General features: G+C 72.7%; 10 protein-coding genes and 1 rRNA gene. 7 read left to right on the forward strand and 4 right to left on the reverse strand.

Annotated elements, in window-relative coordinates; all coding sequences use genetic code 11:
• Nucleotides 1-74 precede the first annotated feature (74 nt).
• The 7 genes from rrf to RM445_RS15220 all read left to right on the forward strand — a co-directional run bounded on the left by rrf (nt 75) and on the right by RM445_RS15220 (nt 10,944).
• Nucleotides 75-191 (forward strand): 5S ribosomal RNA (rrf, locus tag RM445_RS15190).
• A gap of 264 nt (nt 192-455) precedes the next feature.
• Nucleotides 456-920, forward strand: coding sequence for a single-stranded DNA-binding protein (gene ssb, locus RM445_RS15195; RefSeq protein WP_311556913.1), 465 nt, complete (start codon nt 456-458; stop codon nt 918-920).
• Between the two features lie 28 nt (nt 921-948).
• Entirely contained in the window at nt 949-2,625 is a 1,677-nt protein-coding gene (gene ettA, locus RM445_RS15200; RefSeq protein WP_311556914.1) for an energy-dependent translational throttle protein EttA, read from the forward strand.
• A gap of 96 nt (nt 2,626-2,721) precedes the next feature.
• Nucleotides 2,722-4,857, forward strand: coding sequence for a hypothetical protein (locus RM445_RS15205; protein WP_311556916.1), 2,136 nt, complete (start codon nt 2,722-2,724; stop codon nt 4,855-4,857).
• Between the two features lie 143 nt (nt 4,858-5,000).
• Nucleotides 5,001-9,866, forward strand: a complete 4,866-nt coding sequence (locus tag RM445_RS15210) for an NAD-glutamate dehydrogenase (RefSeq protein WP_311556918.1) — start codon at nt 5,001-5,003, stop codon at nt 9,864-9,866.
• Nucleotides 9,867-9,901: 35 nt separating this feature from the next.
• Nucleotides 9,902-10,318 (forward strand): acyl-CoA thioesterase, encoded by a 417-nt coding sequence (locus RM445_RS15215; RefSeq protein WP_311556919.1) that lies wholly within the window; start codon nt 9,902-9,904, stop codon nt 10,316-10,318.
• A complete protein-coding gene (locus RM445_RS15220) occupies nt 10,315-10,944 on the forward strand; it encodes a hypothetical protein (RefSeq protein ID WP_311556920.1) in 630 nt (209 codons plus the stop codon). The genes RM445_RS15215 and RM445_RS15220 overlap by 4 nt, the downstream gene beginning before the upstream one ends.
• An 18-nt stretch (nt 10,945-10,962) precedes the next feature.
• Here the strand turns inward: RM445_RS15220 and RM445_RS15225 are convergent, their stop codons facing one another.
• The 4 genes from RM445_RS15225 to RM445_RS15240 are packed head-to-tail and all read right to left on the reverse strand — an operon-like array spanning nt 10,963 to nt 16,108.
• On the reverse strand, nt 10,963-12,498 hold the full coding sequence (locus RM445_RS15225) for an alpha-amylase family glycosyl hydrolase (protein ID WP_311556922.1): 1,536 nt from the start codon (nt 12,496-12,498) through the stop codon (nt 10,963-10,965).
• A gap of 29 nt (nt 12,499-12,527) precedes the next feature.
• Nucleotides 12,528-12,911, reverse strand: a complete 384-nt coding sequence (locus RM445_RS15230; protein WP_311556924.1) for a globin — start codon at nt 12,909-12,911, stop codon at nt 12,528-12,530.
• Nucleotides 12,912-12,926: 15 nt separating this feature from the next.
• Nucleotides 12,927-14,006, reverse strand: coding sequence for a mechanosensitive ion channel family protein (locus RM445_RS15235; protein WP_311556926.1), 1,080 nt, complete (start codon nt 14,004-14,006; stop codon nt 12,927-12,929).
• On the reverse strand, nt 14,006-16,108 hold the full coding sequence (locus tag RM445_RS15240) for a prolyl oligopeptidase family serine peptidase (RefSeq protein ID WP_311556927.1): 2,103 nt from the start codon (nt 16,106-16,108) through the stop codon (nt 14,006-14,008). Before RM445_RS15240 ends, RM445_RS15235 begins: the two co-directional genes overlap by 1 nt.
• Between the last annotated feature and the right edge of the window lie 12 nt (nt 16,109-16,120).

Here is a 16,120-nt window from a genome sequence, read left to right on the forward strand (position 1 = left end):
ATTCATGTGTCGCGGGGTGGTGGTGTGTTCGGCTCTGCCCTGTGAAATAGGGGTGGGGATAAGTTGATAGTGTTGTCGGTGGTTGTGGCGGAGGGGTAACGCCCGGTCCCATCCCGAACCCGGAAGCTAAGCCCTCCAGCGCCGATGGTACTGCACTCGCCAGGGTGTGGGAGAGTAGGTCGCCGCCGACATCAAACGTAAGAGAATGCCCCGCCGGGTGACCGGCGGGGCATTCTGCATTTCCGGATCTGGCCGGCCGAATGCGTCGCCCGTTTCGGGCACCCCCCGTTCCACACTCGCACGAGGCGGCGACGGTTCGGTGCCGCTTCCGTCCCGCCACCTCGGGTTGTCCACATCCCGTTGCCGCCATCCACAGTTTTCCGACGTCCATTGTCGGCCGCCCTGTTCAGGTCGAGGCTGGATCGCACCAGAACCTGTGAAGGCGGGAGAGTGCGATGTACGAGACTCATGTGACCGTGGTCGGCCGGGTCGCCACCGACATCGGCCACAGTCGGTTGAACGACGGCACGGCACTGGCCAAGTTCCGCATCGCCAGCACGGAGCGCCGTTACGACCGCGCGACCGGTGGCTGGGTGGACGGTGCGGAGCTGTTCGTCGACGTGAAGTGCTGGCGCAAGCTCGCGGACAACGCGAGCGCCTCCCTCGTCAAGGGCGATCCGGTGGTCGTCACCGGCAGGCTCTTGACCCGCAACTACGAGCACGAAGGGCAGCGGCGCACGGCTGTGACGGTCGAGGCGCAGAACGTCGCCGCCGACCTCGCCCGTTGCACGGTCGTGCTCAAGCGCGACCGGCGCGCCTCCGGCGAGCCCGAGGCGGCCGGCGACCGAGCTCCTGAGGTGCCGGACGACGTCGAGGGCGCAGCTGCGCTGGTCGGCACGGCACCGGCCGCCGAGGGGTGAGGCCGAGGCCGCAACTACCATCGCTGACGTGGCGGAGTTCATCTACACCCTGCAGAAGGTCCGAAAAGCTCACGGTGACAAGGTCATCCTCGATGACGTGACGTTGAACTTCCTGCCTGGAGCCAAGATCGGTGTCGTCGGGCCGAACGGCGCCGGGAAGTCGACGGTCCTGAAGATCATGGCGGGCCTGGAGCACGCGAACAACGGCGAGGCCTACCTCCAGCCGGGGGCGACGGTCGGGATCCTCCAGCAGGAACCGCCGCTGAACGAGGAGAAGACCGTCCTCGGGAACGTCGAGGAGGGCCTCGGCGAGATCAAGACGAAGCTCGACCGGTACAACGCGATCGCCGAGCAGATGGCCACCGACTACTCCGACGAGCTGATGGAGGAGTTCGGCGAGCTCCAGGAGGTCCTCGACCACGCCGACGCATGGGAGATCGACTCCCAGCTCGAACAGGCGATGGACGCGCTGCGCTGCCCGCCGCCCGACCTGCCCGTCGTCAACCTGTCCGGCGGCGAGCGCCGCCGGGTGGCGCTGTGCAAGCTTCTGCTGAGCAGGCCGGACCTGCTGCTGCTCGACGAGCCGACCAACCACCTCGACGCGGAGAGCGTGCTCTGGCTCGAGCAGCACCTCGCCGCGTACTCCGGTGCGGTGCTGGCGGTCACGCACGACCGCTACTTCCTGGACAACGTGGCCCAGTGGATCCTCGAGATCGACCGCGGTCACACCTATCCCTACGAGGGCAACTACTCGACCTACCTGGAGAAGAAGGCCGAGCGCCTCGCGGTCCAGGGGCGCAAGGACGTCAAGCTGCAGAAGCGGCTGGTCGAGGAGCTGGCTTGGGTCCGTTCCGGCGCGAAGGCGCGTCAGGCCAAGAGCCGGGCCCGTCTCCAGCGCTACGAGGAGATGGCGATGGAGGCCGAGCGGCACCGCAAGCTCGACTTCGAGGAGATCCAGATCCCGGCCGGCCCGCGGCTCGGCAGCATCGTCGTCGAGGTCGCGAACCTGGACAAGGGATTCGACGGCCGCGTGCTGATCAAGGACCTGTCGTTCTCGCTGCCGCGCAACGGCATCGTCGGCGTCATCGGCCCGAACGGCGTCGGCAAGACCACGCTGTTCAAGACCATCGTCGGGCTGGAGCAGCCGGACTCCGGAACGGTGCGGGTCGGCGACACGGTGCAACTGTCGTACGTCGACCAGAACCGGGCCGGCATCGATCCGAAGAAGACGGTGTGGGAGGTCGTCTCGGACGGGCTCGACCACATCCGGGTCGGCCAGACCGAGATGCCGTCGCGGGCCTACGTCGCGGCGTTCGGGTTCAAGGGCCCGGACCAGCAGAAGCCTGCAGGCGTGCTCTCCGGAGGAGAGCGGAACCGGCTCAACCTCGCGATGACCCTGAAGCAGGGCGGCAACCTCATCCTGCTCGACGAGCCGACGAACGACCTCGACGTGGAGACCCTCGGCTCGCTCGAGAACGCGCTCGAGCAGTTCCCCGGCTGCGCCGTGGTCATCTCCCACGACCGCTGGTTCCTGGACCGGGTGGTGACGCACATCCTGGCCTGGGAGGGCTCCGACGAGAACCCGGCGAGCTGGTTCTGGTTCGAGGGCAACTTCGAATCGTACGAGAAGAACAAGGTCGAGCGGCTCGGAGCGGAGGCCGCGCGGCCACATCGTGTGACCCACCGTAAGCTCACTCGTGACTGACAGCAGCGCGAGCGACTGACAGCAGCCAGATCAAGGTCGGGTGGTCGGTATCGCCGTCTCGTCCCTGTAGTCCGCCACAGCACGTCGGGAGGCGATGTGGACACAGTGAACGGGCAGGGCCCCCACCCGGCCCTCGACAGCTCTGCCCCGCTGCAACTCGTCCGGGCGGCCGCGGCCCTGCGCTGGAAGCGGCCCGATCTGACGGCGACGCTCGCGGAACTGGCGGTCGACGCCGCGGACGACGCCGCGACTTGGGTGGCCGCGGCGGGCTGGCTGCTGCACGGGCGGAGCGCGCTCGGCGACGGTCGGGAGGTCGCCTGCGACCTGCTCGACGGTCTTGGGCGATGGGGTGAGGCCGGGGTCGAGCTCATGGCCGGGCCACAGGGTCGGCGGCTGCGCGTCGAACTGGCCGGACCGGCCCGCCGCTCGGGTGCGCCGTCCGCCGTCCAGGCCCTGTTGGCGGCGGAGCCCGGGGTCGACGACCTCGAGGGCGAGCTTCGGCCGGACGTGCTCACCGAGCTGGCCCGGTGCGCGATCGACGATGCGCCGGACACGGCCGCTGCAGCCCTCGACGCGGCGGAACAGGCATGGCTGGCGACGGGATGCGAGCCCGGTGTGGCCTCGGTCCTGCTGCTCCGGGCCGCCCATGAACGGCGGGCGGGTCGTCCGGACGCGGCGGTGGCGGTCGCCGCAGGCGGTCTGGCACGAGTGAACGCCGGAGGGCGGCGTGCGGGGGGCACCGAGTCGGATCACCTCGCGGCGGCTCTCACGGCCGAGTGGATCGCGGCACTGGTCGACGTCGGGCGGATGGTCGACGCGCGCGGCGAGGCGCTGCCTGCGGCGAGCAGGCTCGTCGGCACGGCGCGCCCGAGCCGCCAACTGGCCGGGCTGCGTCTCGCCGTCGCCCGCGTCATGGCCGTCGACGGGGGCGCGGCCGCCGTCCTCGCCGCCCTGGAGCCCGCGGCCCGTGACGCGGCGGACAGCGACGTCCCCGACCTCGAGTCGGCGTGCCGGTCGATGCTCGGGGAGTTGCACGAGGCGGCGGGCCGGTTGGACGAGGCCCTGAGCGCCGTGCGCGCCGCGATGGCCGCGGAGCGGCGCGACCACGACCGCGCGGCACGCCTGCGCAAGCGGCTGGCCGCTGTCACCGGGACCTGGGCGCGGAGACCGAGCAGCAACGAAGCGATTCGTGAGCAGGAGTGGCGGTCGTCGACCGCAGCGGCCATCCGCGAGGCGGCGGCCCTCCTGGGCGCCGGCCCGGGCCACGGCCCTCGAGCCGACGAGACCCACAACGTGGCAGTCGGAGCTGATGCGGCTGGTTCGGAGAACGGATCACCCTCGGATCCGGCGCCGACCCCGAACGGCGCCGACCGCGCCCGGGCCCACGCCGGGAACCCGGGCGGCGCGACGGGCTCCAGCCGGCGGGCGCGGCGACTCGCCGCCGAGTCGGCGGAGGCCGTCGGGTGGTCGGACGCCGCACCACCCGAACTCGGTGCCACCGCGTCCGCGCGGGCCGGTGCCACGAGAAAGGTGAACGCAGCGCCTGCCGCCACCACCGACACGGGCAGATCCGTTGCGGTCGGCAGACCGGCGGGGAGCGGGTCGCTGATCGGCGACGCACTGTTCCGTGAGCTGGTCGGCGACTCTGTCCCGGAATCACCGAGTTCCACCGCCGGGCCCGCCGGCGTGCCCTCCGCCGACGCCGAGCCGTCCGCACGGCCGGTCGGGCAGGTGGATCCGGCGCTGCGCGACACCGTGGTCTTCGAGCGCGATCCACGGCTCGGCTCCACGGTCGCGGTGCCCTCGGTGCACCCCGCCGATGGCGGCGGGTCGGCGGCATCCGTCGTCGCCACACCCGCTCCACAGGCCGACGACAGCGCCGACCAGCGGCCCCCCACGTCGGAACGAGGAGCGACGTCCCCCGACGGCGGCCGTCGCGCACCGTCGGCCGGCGGGCGCGGCTCGGTCGTCGACGACACGGTTCGGGTCGGTCCGGCGCTCTCCGGCGGCCCTCGTGCTCGGCGCAACGGGCACAGCCGTTCTCGGGAACCGGGCTCGGGCGACGGGGGCGCGGCAGGGGTCCCCGAGTCGTCGGAACCACGGGAACAGGGACGCAGGCCCGGAGAAACCGGAGCGGCGCCGGGCGCCGGGCGTCCCCGCCCGACCGACACCGACGGTCTCGGCCTCGGCGACCTCCTGGCCGGCGCTCTCGCCGCCTACCGCAGCATCTGAGGCCGCGCGCCGCGATCTCGTCGGACGACGGCGATCCCGGCTGGCGGTGCGCAGAGTCGAGTGGGCCATGCCACAGGGGCTACCCTTGACGTCGCCAGGCCGGCCGACGCCAGCACCAGCCAGGAGCCCCGGGGGGCACGCACGTGATCAGTCGGACCCGTGAGCAGATTCCCGCCGCGGAGCCGTCGCCTGATCCCGACGCCGGCAGCGCCGGAACTCAGACCGGCGGTTCCACGGCTCCGCGAGATGCGATCGACGCCGGCCTCGACACCCTCTACCGCCGACACACGCCAGACCTCGTCCGCTCCGGGGACCCCGGCCCGATCCTGCGCTCCGCAGCCGAGTCGCACCGCGAGCTCGCCCGGCGTCGTGCACCGGGGCAGGAGCTGATCCGCATCCGCGACGCGGCGGGCGAGTCCGGCGGTGCGGTCCTCGAGATCATCACGGACGACATGCCCTACCTGGTCGAGTCCGTCCTCGCGGCGGTGCGACGGACCGGGGGCGAGGCCCGGCGGATCATCCACCCCATCGTGGTCGTGGAGCGCACGCCGGACGGCGAGCTGCGCGCCGTCCTGCCCGACGGCGATCCGACGACCCCGCCGCCGGGAACGCTCGTCGAGTCGTGGATCCACGTCGATCTGGGCGGCCGAGTCCCTGCCGGGCTCCAGGCGGACGTCACGGAGGTGCTGCACGACGTTCGCGAGGTCGTCCGCGACGCCCCGGCGATGGCCCGGCAGGCACGTGGGCTGGCCGACCGGCTGCTCGCCGACGGCCTGCTCGACGCCGACCGCACGGCGGAGCCGTCGACGGCCAACCGGGCGGAAGACGTCGCGAACCTGCTGCGGTGGCTCGCCGACGGGCACTTCACCTTCCTCGGCCACCGCTACCTCACGGCCGCGGCGGACGGCGAGCTGACTCCCGAGGGGCCCGGGCTCGGCGTCATGCGCACGGACAGCGGCGTCGCTGCTGCGCTCACCCCGGAGCAGGCCGACACCCCGCGCGAGCTGCTCGTGTTCACCCGGGCCAGCGCCAAGAGCCGCGTTCTCCGCCCGGTGCAGCCCTACTACCTCGCCGTCCGCATCGTCGACGCCGGGGGACGGCTGCTCGGCGAGCACCGCTTCCTCGGCATGCTCACCGTCGCCGCGCTCTTCGAGAACGTGCTCGACATCCCGGTCGTCGAGCGGCACGTCCGCGGGGCGATCCACCGCGCCGGCTTCCCGCTGGCCTCCTACTCGGGCCAGCAGATGCTCGAGGTCATCTCGGCGCTGCCCCGCGAGGAGCTGTTCAGCGGAACCCAGCAGCAACTGCACGACACCGCCGTGGGTGTGCTGGCCGTCGCCGGTCGCCGGACCGTCCGCGTCTTCCTGCGCCCCGACCCGTACCGCCGGTTCGTCTCGTGCCTGGTGTACGTGCCGCGCGACCGGTACACGACGTCGTCGCGCATCGCGATGGCCGACGTGCTGCAGCTCCGCCTGCAGGGCACGTCCGTCGACTTCACCGTCCGGCTCACGGAGTCCGCGCTCGCGCTCGTGCACTTCACGGTGCACACCGATCCCGAGACGCCGCCGGAGACCGTGGACGTCGACGACCTCCAGGACGAGCTCGGCGAGGCGATCCGTACCTGGGACGACCGCCTGCTGTCCCTGACCGGCAGTGCCGAGGTCGCCGACCTGCTGCCCGGGGTCCCGGAGGCGTACAAGGCCGGGGTCGACCCGGCGCAGGCGCTGGTCGACCTGCGCTACGTCGCCGGGCTGAGCGGGCCGGGCGACTTCGGCCTACGGCTCTACGCCCCGTCCGGCGGCCAGGAGGAGCGCTTCACCCTGTACCTCGCCGGCGCCCCCGCCACCCTGACGGCGGTGCTCCCGGTGCTGCAGCAACTCGGCGTGGACGTCCTCGACGAGCGCCCCTCGGAGATCGTCCGGCCCGACGGCCTGCGCTGCTGGACCTACGACTTCGGGCTGAGCCTCGACGTCGCGACCCAGACCGCCCTCGCCGATCGGCCGCACACCGAGGTCGCCGCCCACTTCACCGCGGCGTTCGCGGCGGCGTGGCGGGGCGACGCGGAGGCCGACAGGTTCAGTGCACTCGTGCTGCGCACGGCGCTCACGTGGCGGGAGGTCGCGGTGCTGCGGGCCTACGCCCGCTACGCCCGCCAGCTCGGCAACCCGTACGGCGTGAACTACATGGCCGACACGCTGCTGGCCCACCCCGCCATCGCGCGGGCGCTGCTCGACCTGTTCACCGCGCGCTTCGATCCGGCGCTCGACCCGCAGGAACGCGTCGGCACCGAAGAGCACGCCCTCGCCGCCGTGCGGAAGCAGATCGACACCGTGACCGGGTTGGACGCCGACCGGATCCTGCGCAGCTTCCTCGGGATGATCAGCGCGACTCTGCGCACCAACTTCTACCGCGCGCGGCCGTTTCTTTCGTTCAAGATCGACCCGTCCGCGGTGCCGGACATGCCCGCGCCGCGCCCGCGGTTCGAGATCTTCGTCTACTCCCCGCGGGTGGAGGGCGTGCATCTGCGCTACGGAGCCGTGGCCCGGGGCGGGCTGCGCTGGAGCGACCGGCCGCAGGACTTCCGCACCGAGGTCCTGGGGCTGGTCAAGGCCCAGGCCGTGAAGAACGCGGTGATCGTGCCGGTCGGCGCCAAGGGCGGGTTCGTGGTGCGCCGGCCCGAGGCGGGCAGCGACGAGGTCGTGGCCTGCTACCGCACGTTCATCTCCGGGCTGCTCGACGTCACCGACAACCTGGTCACCGGAGCCGACGGGCGTACCGAGACCGTGGCGCCGCCTGAGGTGGTGCGCCACGACGGCGACGACGCCTACCTGGTGGTCGCCGCGGACAAGGGAACCGCGAAGTTCTCCGACATCGCCAACGAGGTCGCGAAGTCCTACGGGTTCTGGCTCGGCGACGCGTTCGCCTCCGGCGGCTCGGTGGGCTACGACCACAAGGCGATGGGCATCACCGCGCGCGGGGCCTGGGAGAGCGTGAAGCGGCACTTCCGCGAGCTGGGTGTCGACACCCAGCGCGAGGAGTTCACCGTCGTCGGGATCGGCGACATGTCCGGCGACGTGTTCGGCAACGGCATGCTGCTCTCCCCGCACATCAAGCTGGTGGCGGCGTTCGACCACCGGCACGTCTTCGTCGACCCGACGCCCGACGCCGCGCGCGGGCTCGCCGAGCGGGAGCGGCTGTTCGCGCTGGCGCGCTCGTCGTGGGACGACTACGACCGCGCCGCGATCAGCGCGGGCGGCGGGGTGTGGCCGCGCACGGCGAAGTCGGTGCCGATCGGCGCCGAGATCCGTGAGGCACTGGGGATCGACGGCGGGATCGACGGCGGGATCGACGGCGGGATCGGCGGCGGGATCGGCGGCGGGATCGGCGGGGACGTGACGCGGCTCAGCCCGCCCGAACTGATCCGTGCGATCCTCCGCGCTCCGGCGGACCTGCTGTGGAACGGCGGCATCGGCACCTACGTCAAGGCGAGCGGGGAGACGCACGCCGACGCGGGCGACAAGGCCAACGACGCCATCCGCGCCGACGGGCGCGAGCTGCGCGTCAAGGTCGTCGGCGAGGGCGGGAACCTCGGGCTGACCCAGCGGGGCCGCATCGAGTTCGCCCGCAACGGCGGAAAGATCAACACTGATGCGATCGACAACTCGGCCGGCGTCGACTGCAGCGACCACGAAGTCAACATCAAGATCCTGCTCGACCGGCTCGTCGTGGACGGCGCGCTGGACCGCGAGGCGCGCAACGCCCTGCTGGCGGAGATGACCGACGAGGTCGCCGAGCTGGTGCTCGACGACAACCGCGACCAGAACGCCGTGCTGGGCGTCGGCCGCGCGCACGCGAAGAGCATGGTCCGCGTGCACCGGCGCTTCGTGGCGGACCTCGAGGCCCGGCGCGGCATCGTGCGGCAGCTGGAGGTGCTGCCCGACAAGGCCGGCTTCGCGGCGCTGGAGGCTGCGGGGCAGGGACTGACCAGCCCCGAGCTGGCCACGCTGGTCGCGCACGCCAAGCTCGACCTGCACGCCCGGGTGCTCGCCTCGGACCTGCCCGACACCGCGGCGTTCTCGAGCCGGCTGCCCGAGTACTTCCCGCGGCCCCTGCGCGAGCAGTTCCCCGACGCGATCAACGACCATCCGCTGCGCCGCGAGATCCTCACGACGCTGCTGATCAACGAGACGGTCGGCGCCGCCGGCATGACCTACGCGTTCCGCATGGAGGACGAGCTCGGGGCGAGCCCGGACGACTCCGTGCGCGCCTTCGCGGTGGTCACCGCGGTGTTCGACCTGCCGGAGCTGTGGGAGCGCCTGTCGTCACCGCAGATCCCCACCGCGGTGTCGGACCGGGTCGTGCTGGTCTCCCGACGGCTGCTGGACCGCGCCGCACGCTGGTTCCTCACCAACCGGCCCCAGCCGCTGGCGGTCGGCTCGGCGATCACGCGCTTCGCCGAGCAGGTGCGTGCTCTGCGCCCGCGCCTGCCCGAGCTGCTGGTCGGGCGCGAGTGCGCGGAGATGACGGCGGCCGCCGCCAAGCTGGAGGCCGACGGTGTGCCCGCCGAGCTGGCGCAGGAAGCCGCGGCGCTGCTCGAGAGCTACGGGCTGCTCGACATCGTCGACCTGATCGAGCTGGCGGACCGCGAGAAGGAGCCGCGGAATCCGTTCGAGGTCGCACAGCTGTACTACGCGATGTCGGAGCATCTCGGGATCAGCGTGGCGCTGGAAGCGGTGAGCGCACTGGAGCGCGGCGACCGCTGGCACTCGCTGGCTCGGCTGGCGCTGCGCGACGACCTGTACGGCTCGCTGCGCGCGGTGACTCTCGACGCCCTGCGCGAGGCGGCGCCCGGCACCCCGGTGGACGAGGCGATCGCGCAGTGGGAGAGCGGGAACGCCTCGCGCCTGCTGCGGGCGCGCCCGGCGCTGGACCAGATGCTGGGCGACCAGCAGCTCGACCTCGCGACGCTGTCGGTGGTGTCGCGGCAGCTGCGTGGCCTGGCGCGGTGACTGGGTAACCAGATCAGGATGAGAGAGTGTGCGGCGTGGCCCGCTTCGTCGCGCAGGTCCCGGTGCGGTGGACCGACCAGGACTCCTACCGGCACGTCAACAACGGCAAGGCCGTCACACTGCTGGAGGAGGCCCGCGTCGCGTTGATGTTCGACGCCGCCGCCGACGAGGGTGTCGCGAGCTTCGCCGCCGGACTGCTCGTCGTCGGCCTCCACGTGGACTACCGCCGCCAGATCCCCTACCGGTCCGACGGCCTGCGCGTGGTCATGGCGATCGAGGAGATCCGCGCCGCGTCGTTCCGGATCACCTACGAGATGCACGACGGCCCGGGTGCGGCCGACGCGATCGCGGTGCAGGCCTGGACCCGCATGGCCACCTACGACCTCGACGCCGGTCGCCCGCGCCGGCTCACCGACGACGAACGGAAGTTCCTGGCGCGATGGGCGGCGTGACCGAGCTGCGCGTCCCCGACCCCGACGACCGCAGCGACCTGGGCGCCTTCGTCGGACGGGTCGTGCGTCTCGACCAGACCTCCGTCGTCCGGCTGCGCACCACCGGGGCGGGGCGGGTGACCGTGTGGGCGAGCACGCCGTTCGACGTTCTCGCCACCCGCACCGTTCCCGGCAGCCTGGAGCCCGGCGACGTCACGACCTTCGCGACCGCGCTGCTCTCGGCGCTGAGCGTGGACCGCGCCGAGACCGTCGATCCCGGCATCGGCGGGCTGTGGCAGGGGCTGCTCCCGCCCGAGGAGGGCTGGGCCGTCGTCGACACCGTGCCGGCGGCCGAGCTGGAGGGGCTCACCGAGCGCGGGCTGGTGCTGGCCCGCGAGCACGCCGGTCCGCTGGGGCCGCCGACGTCGCTGCTCGACCAGACCGTGCTCACCGTGTCGGGGTCGGCCGGGCCGCCCGTCCGGATCCCGCTGCGCTGCCTGTTCGCGCTCTCCGGGATGGGGTTCGTCGGGGCGGGCGAGGCCGGCGAGATCGTGCGGGTCTCGGCGACGTCGTCATGGATGCGGCTGGACGCCCGCTACGGCGCGGTGGTCCGCCGCCGGGTCACCGCCCTGCCGCTGCTGACCTGACCGGACTGCCGCGCCGGGTCAGGCGAGCCAGACGGCGGTGTCCGGGGGCAGCATGCCGTCGTCCAACGGGCCGCTGACGAGCAGCGGGTCTCCGGGAGGCAGCGGGACCGGCGCGGGCGAGGTGTTGAGCGCGCACACGAGCGTCGTGCCCGTCCGCCGGAAGGCCAGGCAGCCGGGTGGGGCGCCGAACCACTCCAGCGCGGGCCCGGGCGACGGGGGCGCTTGGAAGCCCGGGTGTTCACGGCGCAGCTCCAGCGCGCGCCGGTAGAGCGAGAGCGTGGAACCGGTGTCTTCGAGCTGCTCGGCGGCGCCGAGCACGGCGTAGTCGTCGGGGATCGGCAGCCAGGGCTCGCCGGTGGTGAACCCGTACGCCGGCAGGTCGGCCTCCCACGGCTGCGGCACGCGGCAGCCGTCGCGGCTGTCCTCTCCGTGGTGCCACACGGCGTCGCGGCGCGCCTCGTCGGGCAGGTCGGCGTCGGGCAGCCCCAGCTCGTCGCCGTTGTAGAGGTAGGCCGCGCCGGGCAGCGCGAGCTGCACCAGCGCCATCGCCCGCGCCCGGGCCGTGCCGACGGGGCCTGCGCCGTAGCGCGAGGCCGGCCGCGACACGTCGTGGTCCGACAGCAGCCATGAGGCCGCGGCCCCGACGGAGCCGACGGCGTTGAGACAGTCCTCGATCGCCGCACGCACCTCCTCGGCGTCGAAGCGGCTCGCCGCGAGCTGGGTGTCGACGGCCAGGTGCAGCTCGTCCTGGCGCACGTAGCGGGCGAACCGCGTGGCGTTGCGCACGCCGACCGCACCGATCGCCACCCGCTCCGGGTAGTGGTCGAGCGTCGCCCGGATCATCCGGTGGACGTCGTGCACGGCGTCCTGGTCGAAGCGCGGGTCGTCGTCCGACGACGGCGGCGTCCCGTCGAGCTGCTTGCACATGCCGTGCGCGGCGTCGATGCGGAAGCCGTCGACGCCGCGGTCGAGCCAGAACCGCAGCGTCTTGTCGAGGTCCGCCCAGACCTCCAGGTTCGTCCAGTTCAGATCGGGCTGGGCGGGCGAGAACAGGTGCAGGAACCACTCGCCCGGGCCCTCGTCGCGCGCCGGCTCGCGGGTCCACGCCGACCCGCCGAACACGCTGCGCCAGCTGTTGGGCGGCTCCGCGCCGCCGACGCCCTGGCCCGGCCGGAAGTGGTAGCGGTCGCGTTCCGGGCTGCCGGTCGGCGACGCGAGTGCGGCGCGGAACCACGAATGCTGGTCCGAGGTGTGGTTGGGCACGAGGTCGACGGTCACCCGGATGCCGTGCGCGTGCGCATCGGCGATCAGCTCGTCGACGGCGTCGAGGTCACCCCAGACCGGGTCGACGGCGCGGTGGTCGGTGATGTCGTAGCCGTTGTCGACCATGGGGGAGGCGTAGATCGGGCTGAGCCACAGCGCGTCGACGCCGAGCAGTTCCAGGTAGCCCAGGCGCCCGCGGATCCCCTGCAGGTCGCCGATGCCGTCGCCGTCGGAATCGGTGAAGCTGGGCACGTAGACCTGGTAGAAGACGGCGTCCCTCCACCACTGCACGGGGGCATCCTGCCAGGGATGCTCTGAGGTCAGACCGGTGAGTTGACCATGCTGGCCGCGGCGTACTCCAGGTACTGCCAGAGCTGGTCGCGGTGTGCGGGCGCGAGCCCGGCCTCGTCGACCGCGATCCGCATGCAACGCAGCCAGGCGTCGTGCTCGATCGGGCCGATCCGGAAGGGGAAGTGGCGCATTCGCAGGCGGGGGTGGCCGCGCTGGTCGGAATACGTGCGTGGCCCGCCCCAGTACTGCTCGAGGAACATTCGCAGCCGGTCTTCGGCGGGCCCGAGGTCCTCCTCCGGGTAGAGGGGACGCAGCACGGAGTCGTCGCGGACCTCCTCGTAGAAGCGCGCGACGATCTTGTGGAAGACGGGGGCTCCGCCGACCTCGTCGTAGAAGTTCCGGGGCACTGTCACGATGCCATTGTCCCTCTACTTCGTGGGCGGGGGCGCCGCGGTCGGGAACGCGAGCGGGCGCGGCAGGCCTTCGCGGTCGAAGGCCTCGGTCAGCGCGGTGATGAGTGCCCGCTGCACGCCGAACTGCTGACCGGGCGCGGTGCGCGCGGTGACCCGGAACGTCACGCCCTCGGGCCCGACCTTCTCGATCCCGACGACCTCGGGCGGCTCGATCACGTACTCGGCGACATCCGGGTCGGCCACGGCCTCGGCCGCCACCCGGGTCGCGATCTCAACGGCCCGGCCGATGTCCGCGTTGTGCGCGAGCAGCAGGTCCGCCACGGCGACGGCGTAGCCCTGGCTCTTGTTGCCCACCCGCAGGATCTCGCCGTTGCGCACGTACCAGACGGTCCCGTTCCCGTCGCGCACCGTCGTGATCCGCAGGCCCACGGCCTCGACGGTGCCGTTGGCCGAGCCCAGGTCGACGATGTCGCCGACCCCATACTGGTCCTCCAGCAACATGAACATCCCCGAGAGGAAGTCGCGGACGAGGTTCTGCGCCCCGAAGCCGATCGCCAGACCGGCGATGCCCGCCGAGGCGAGGATGGGCCCGAGTGCCACGCCGAACTCCGACAGGATCATCGCGACGGCGACCGCGCCCACCACGAACGAGCTGGCCGAGCGCAGCACGGAGCCGATCGTGCGGGCGCGCTGGGCCCGCCGGGGGGAGACCGGCGCGGCGGCCCCCTCTCCAAGCTGCGGGCGCGTCCGGCGGCTGATGATGCGGGAGACCCGGCTGCTGGCGGCACCCTCGACGAGCCGGTGGATGGCTCGATGCAGGAGGAAGCGGGCGATCAGCGCGAGCAGGACGGTGAGGGCGATCGTGAACGACTTGGCCACGATGACGTCGGCCGATCGGGCCAGGAAATCGTTGTCGGTCCACTGGTAGAACCGCTCGCACCACGAGCCGGGATCCGTGGCGCAGACGGGCTCGGCGACGGTCGTGGCGAGGTCGCCCACGGACGGGGCCGGGGGGATGATCGAGCCGGTCGGGTCCGTGGTCGGCACTGGTGTGGGGACCGGGGTCGTCGTCAGCGGGGTGCTCGGCGGGGTCATCACAGGGGCAGCCCGGTGTGTGAGGCGAGGAACGACAGCTGGTCGACGCCGAGGGTGATGCTGCGCGAGACGGAGCGGGCGCCGTGGCCGACGTCGGTCTCGCGGCGCAGCAGCACGGGTCGCGTGGTGAGGTCGCCCGAGGTGGCGTGCTGCAGCGCCGCGCACATCTTGCGGGCGTGCAGCGGGTCGACGCGGGTGTCGGAGTCGAACACGGTGAACAGAACGGCCGGGTAGGCCGTCCCGTCCCGCACGTGGTGGTAGGGGGAGTAGGAGAGCAGCCAGCTCAGCTCCTCCGCGTCGTCAGCGGTGCCGTACTCGTCGTTCCAGGTGCGGCCGAGCGAGAAGTGCTCGTAGCGGACCATGTCGAGCAGCGGTGCCGAGCACACGACGGCCCGGTAGAGCTCGGGCCGCTGGGTCAGCGCCGCGCCGACGAGGAGCCCGCCGTTGGAGCCGCCGAGGATCGCCAGCTGGTCGGGAGTGGTGGCACCGGTGTCGACGAGGGCCTGCGCGGCGGCGTGGAAGTCGTCGAAGACGTTCTGCTTGTTGCCGCGGTTGCCCGCCCGATGCCAGGCCTCGCCCTCCTCACCGCCGCCGCGCAGCGACACCAGCGCGTAGACACCGCCGGCGCCGACCCAGGCCAGGGCGGAGGAGCTGTAGGCGGGGTCGGGGTGGATGCCGAAGCCCCCGTAGCCGGTGAGCAGGGCGGGCCGCGGGCCTTGGCCTCCTACCGGGCTGACGACGAACATGCGCACCGTCGTGCCGTCAGCCGAGGTCAGCTCCTGCTGCGCGATCCGCACGGGCGGCACCTCGACCGCGCCCGGAGCGGCGGTGTCCAGGACGGTGTCGCCGGTCTCGAGATCGAAGCGGCGGACCTGTTGCGGGGTGACGAGGTCGGTCCAGCCGATCCACAGCGTGCCCTGCTTCTCGGGCGTGGCCGGGTCGGCGGTCGTCAGCCCGCGCAGGGAGCCGAGCCCGGGCAGCGGGACCGTGACGCGGAACGTGCCCTCGCGGTCGTGCAGCGCCACCTCCGCGGTGGCGTGCCGGCTGCGGGCGAGCACGAGCACGCCGTCGGCGGGGTCGGCGGAGTCTGCGGGCTGCAGCCAGCGGACACCCTCCAGCACCGAGTCGGGGTCCTCGGCGACCAGTTCGCGCCAGTGCTCGCGACCGGGGGTGGTGGGGTCGGTGACGGCGAGGCGGAAGCGGGGAGCGCCGTCGGTGGTGAGCAGGTAGAGCCGGCCGTCGCGCTCCACCCAGGCGCCGCAGCGCACGTCGTCGGCCTGGGTGAGCACGGGGATCAGGACGGCGTCACCGTGAAGGTCGGCGATCCACACGCTGTCGCGGCGGGCCGTCCCGACGTTCGCGGAGACGACCAGCCAGCGGCCGTCGTCGGAGACGTCGACCCCGTAGTAGTTGTGGTTCTCGTAGAGGCCGGGGCCCTCGAGGAGGACGTCGGCGTCGGTCGGGGTGCCGAGGCGGTGCCGCCAGATCCGGCGGTGGAACGCCTGCTCGCCCGGCGGTGCCTCGTCGGCGGCGACCATGCGGACGTAGAAGAACTCCTCTCCGCCCGGCAGCCACGCGACGTCGGAGTAGCGGCAGCGGTCGATCGGCGGCTCGACGTCGCGACCGGTACCGACGTCGAGGACGTGCAGTACCGACTGCTCGTCGCCGCCGGAGGAGAGCTGGTAGGCCAGCAGGCGACCCTCCTGGTCCGGGATCCAGGCGTCGAGCGTGGTCAGGCCGGTGGGGTCGATCGCGGCGGGGTCGAGCAGGACGCGCTCGGTACCGTCCGGGTCGGTGACGGAGACGACCCCGTGCTCCTGGCCCGGTTCCCGGCGGCTCGCGAACCGGCGCCCGGCCCGCCAGACCGGAACGCCCACCCAGCCGGCATCGGTCAGGGCGCCCAGGGTGGCGGCGAGCCGGTCGCGACCGGGAAGGGCGTCGAGATGCGCGCGGGCCAGCGTGTCCTGCGCGGCGGACCACTCCCGCGTGCGCGGGTCGTCCGGGTCCTCCAGCCAGCGGTACGGGTCGGCCACGGGGCGGCCGTGCAGGTGGTCGACGAGATCCAGGCGCTCGGCCCGGGGATAGGCGGGAGCGACGGTCACGGGCGCCCAGGG

Source organism: Pseudonocardia charpentierae (assembly GCF_031845345.1).
In the GTDB taxonomy this organism is placed as follows: domain Bacteria; phylum Actinomycetota; class Actinomycetes; order Mycobacteriales; family Pseudonocardiaceae; genus Pseudonocardia; species Pseudonocardia charpentierae.

What these genes read in the sequence shown, in the direction of transcription:
- ssb (WP_311556913.1), top strand. Translation starts at nt 456, where the DNA reads ATGTACGAGACTCATGTGACCGTGGTCGGCCGGGTCGCCACCGACATC.
- RM445_RS15235 (WP_311556926.1), bottom strand. Translation starts at nt 14,006, where the DNA reads ATGACCCCGCCGAGCACCCCGCTGACGACGACCCCGGTCCCCACACCA.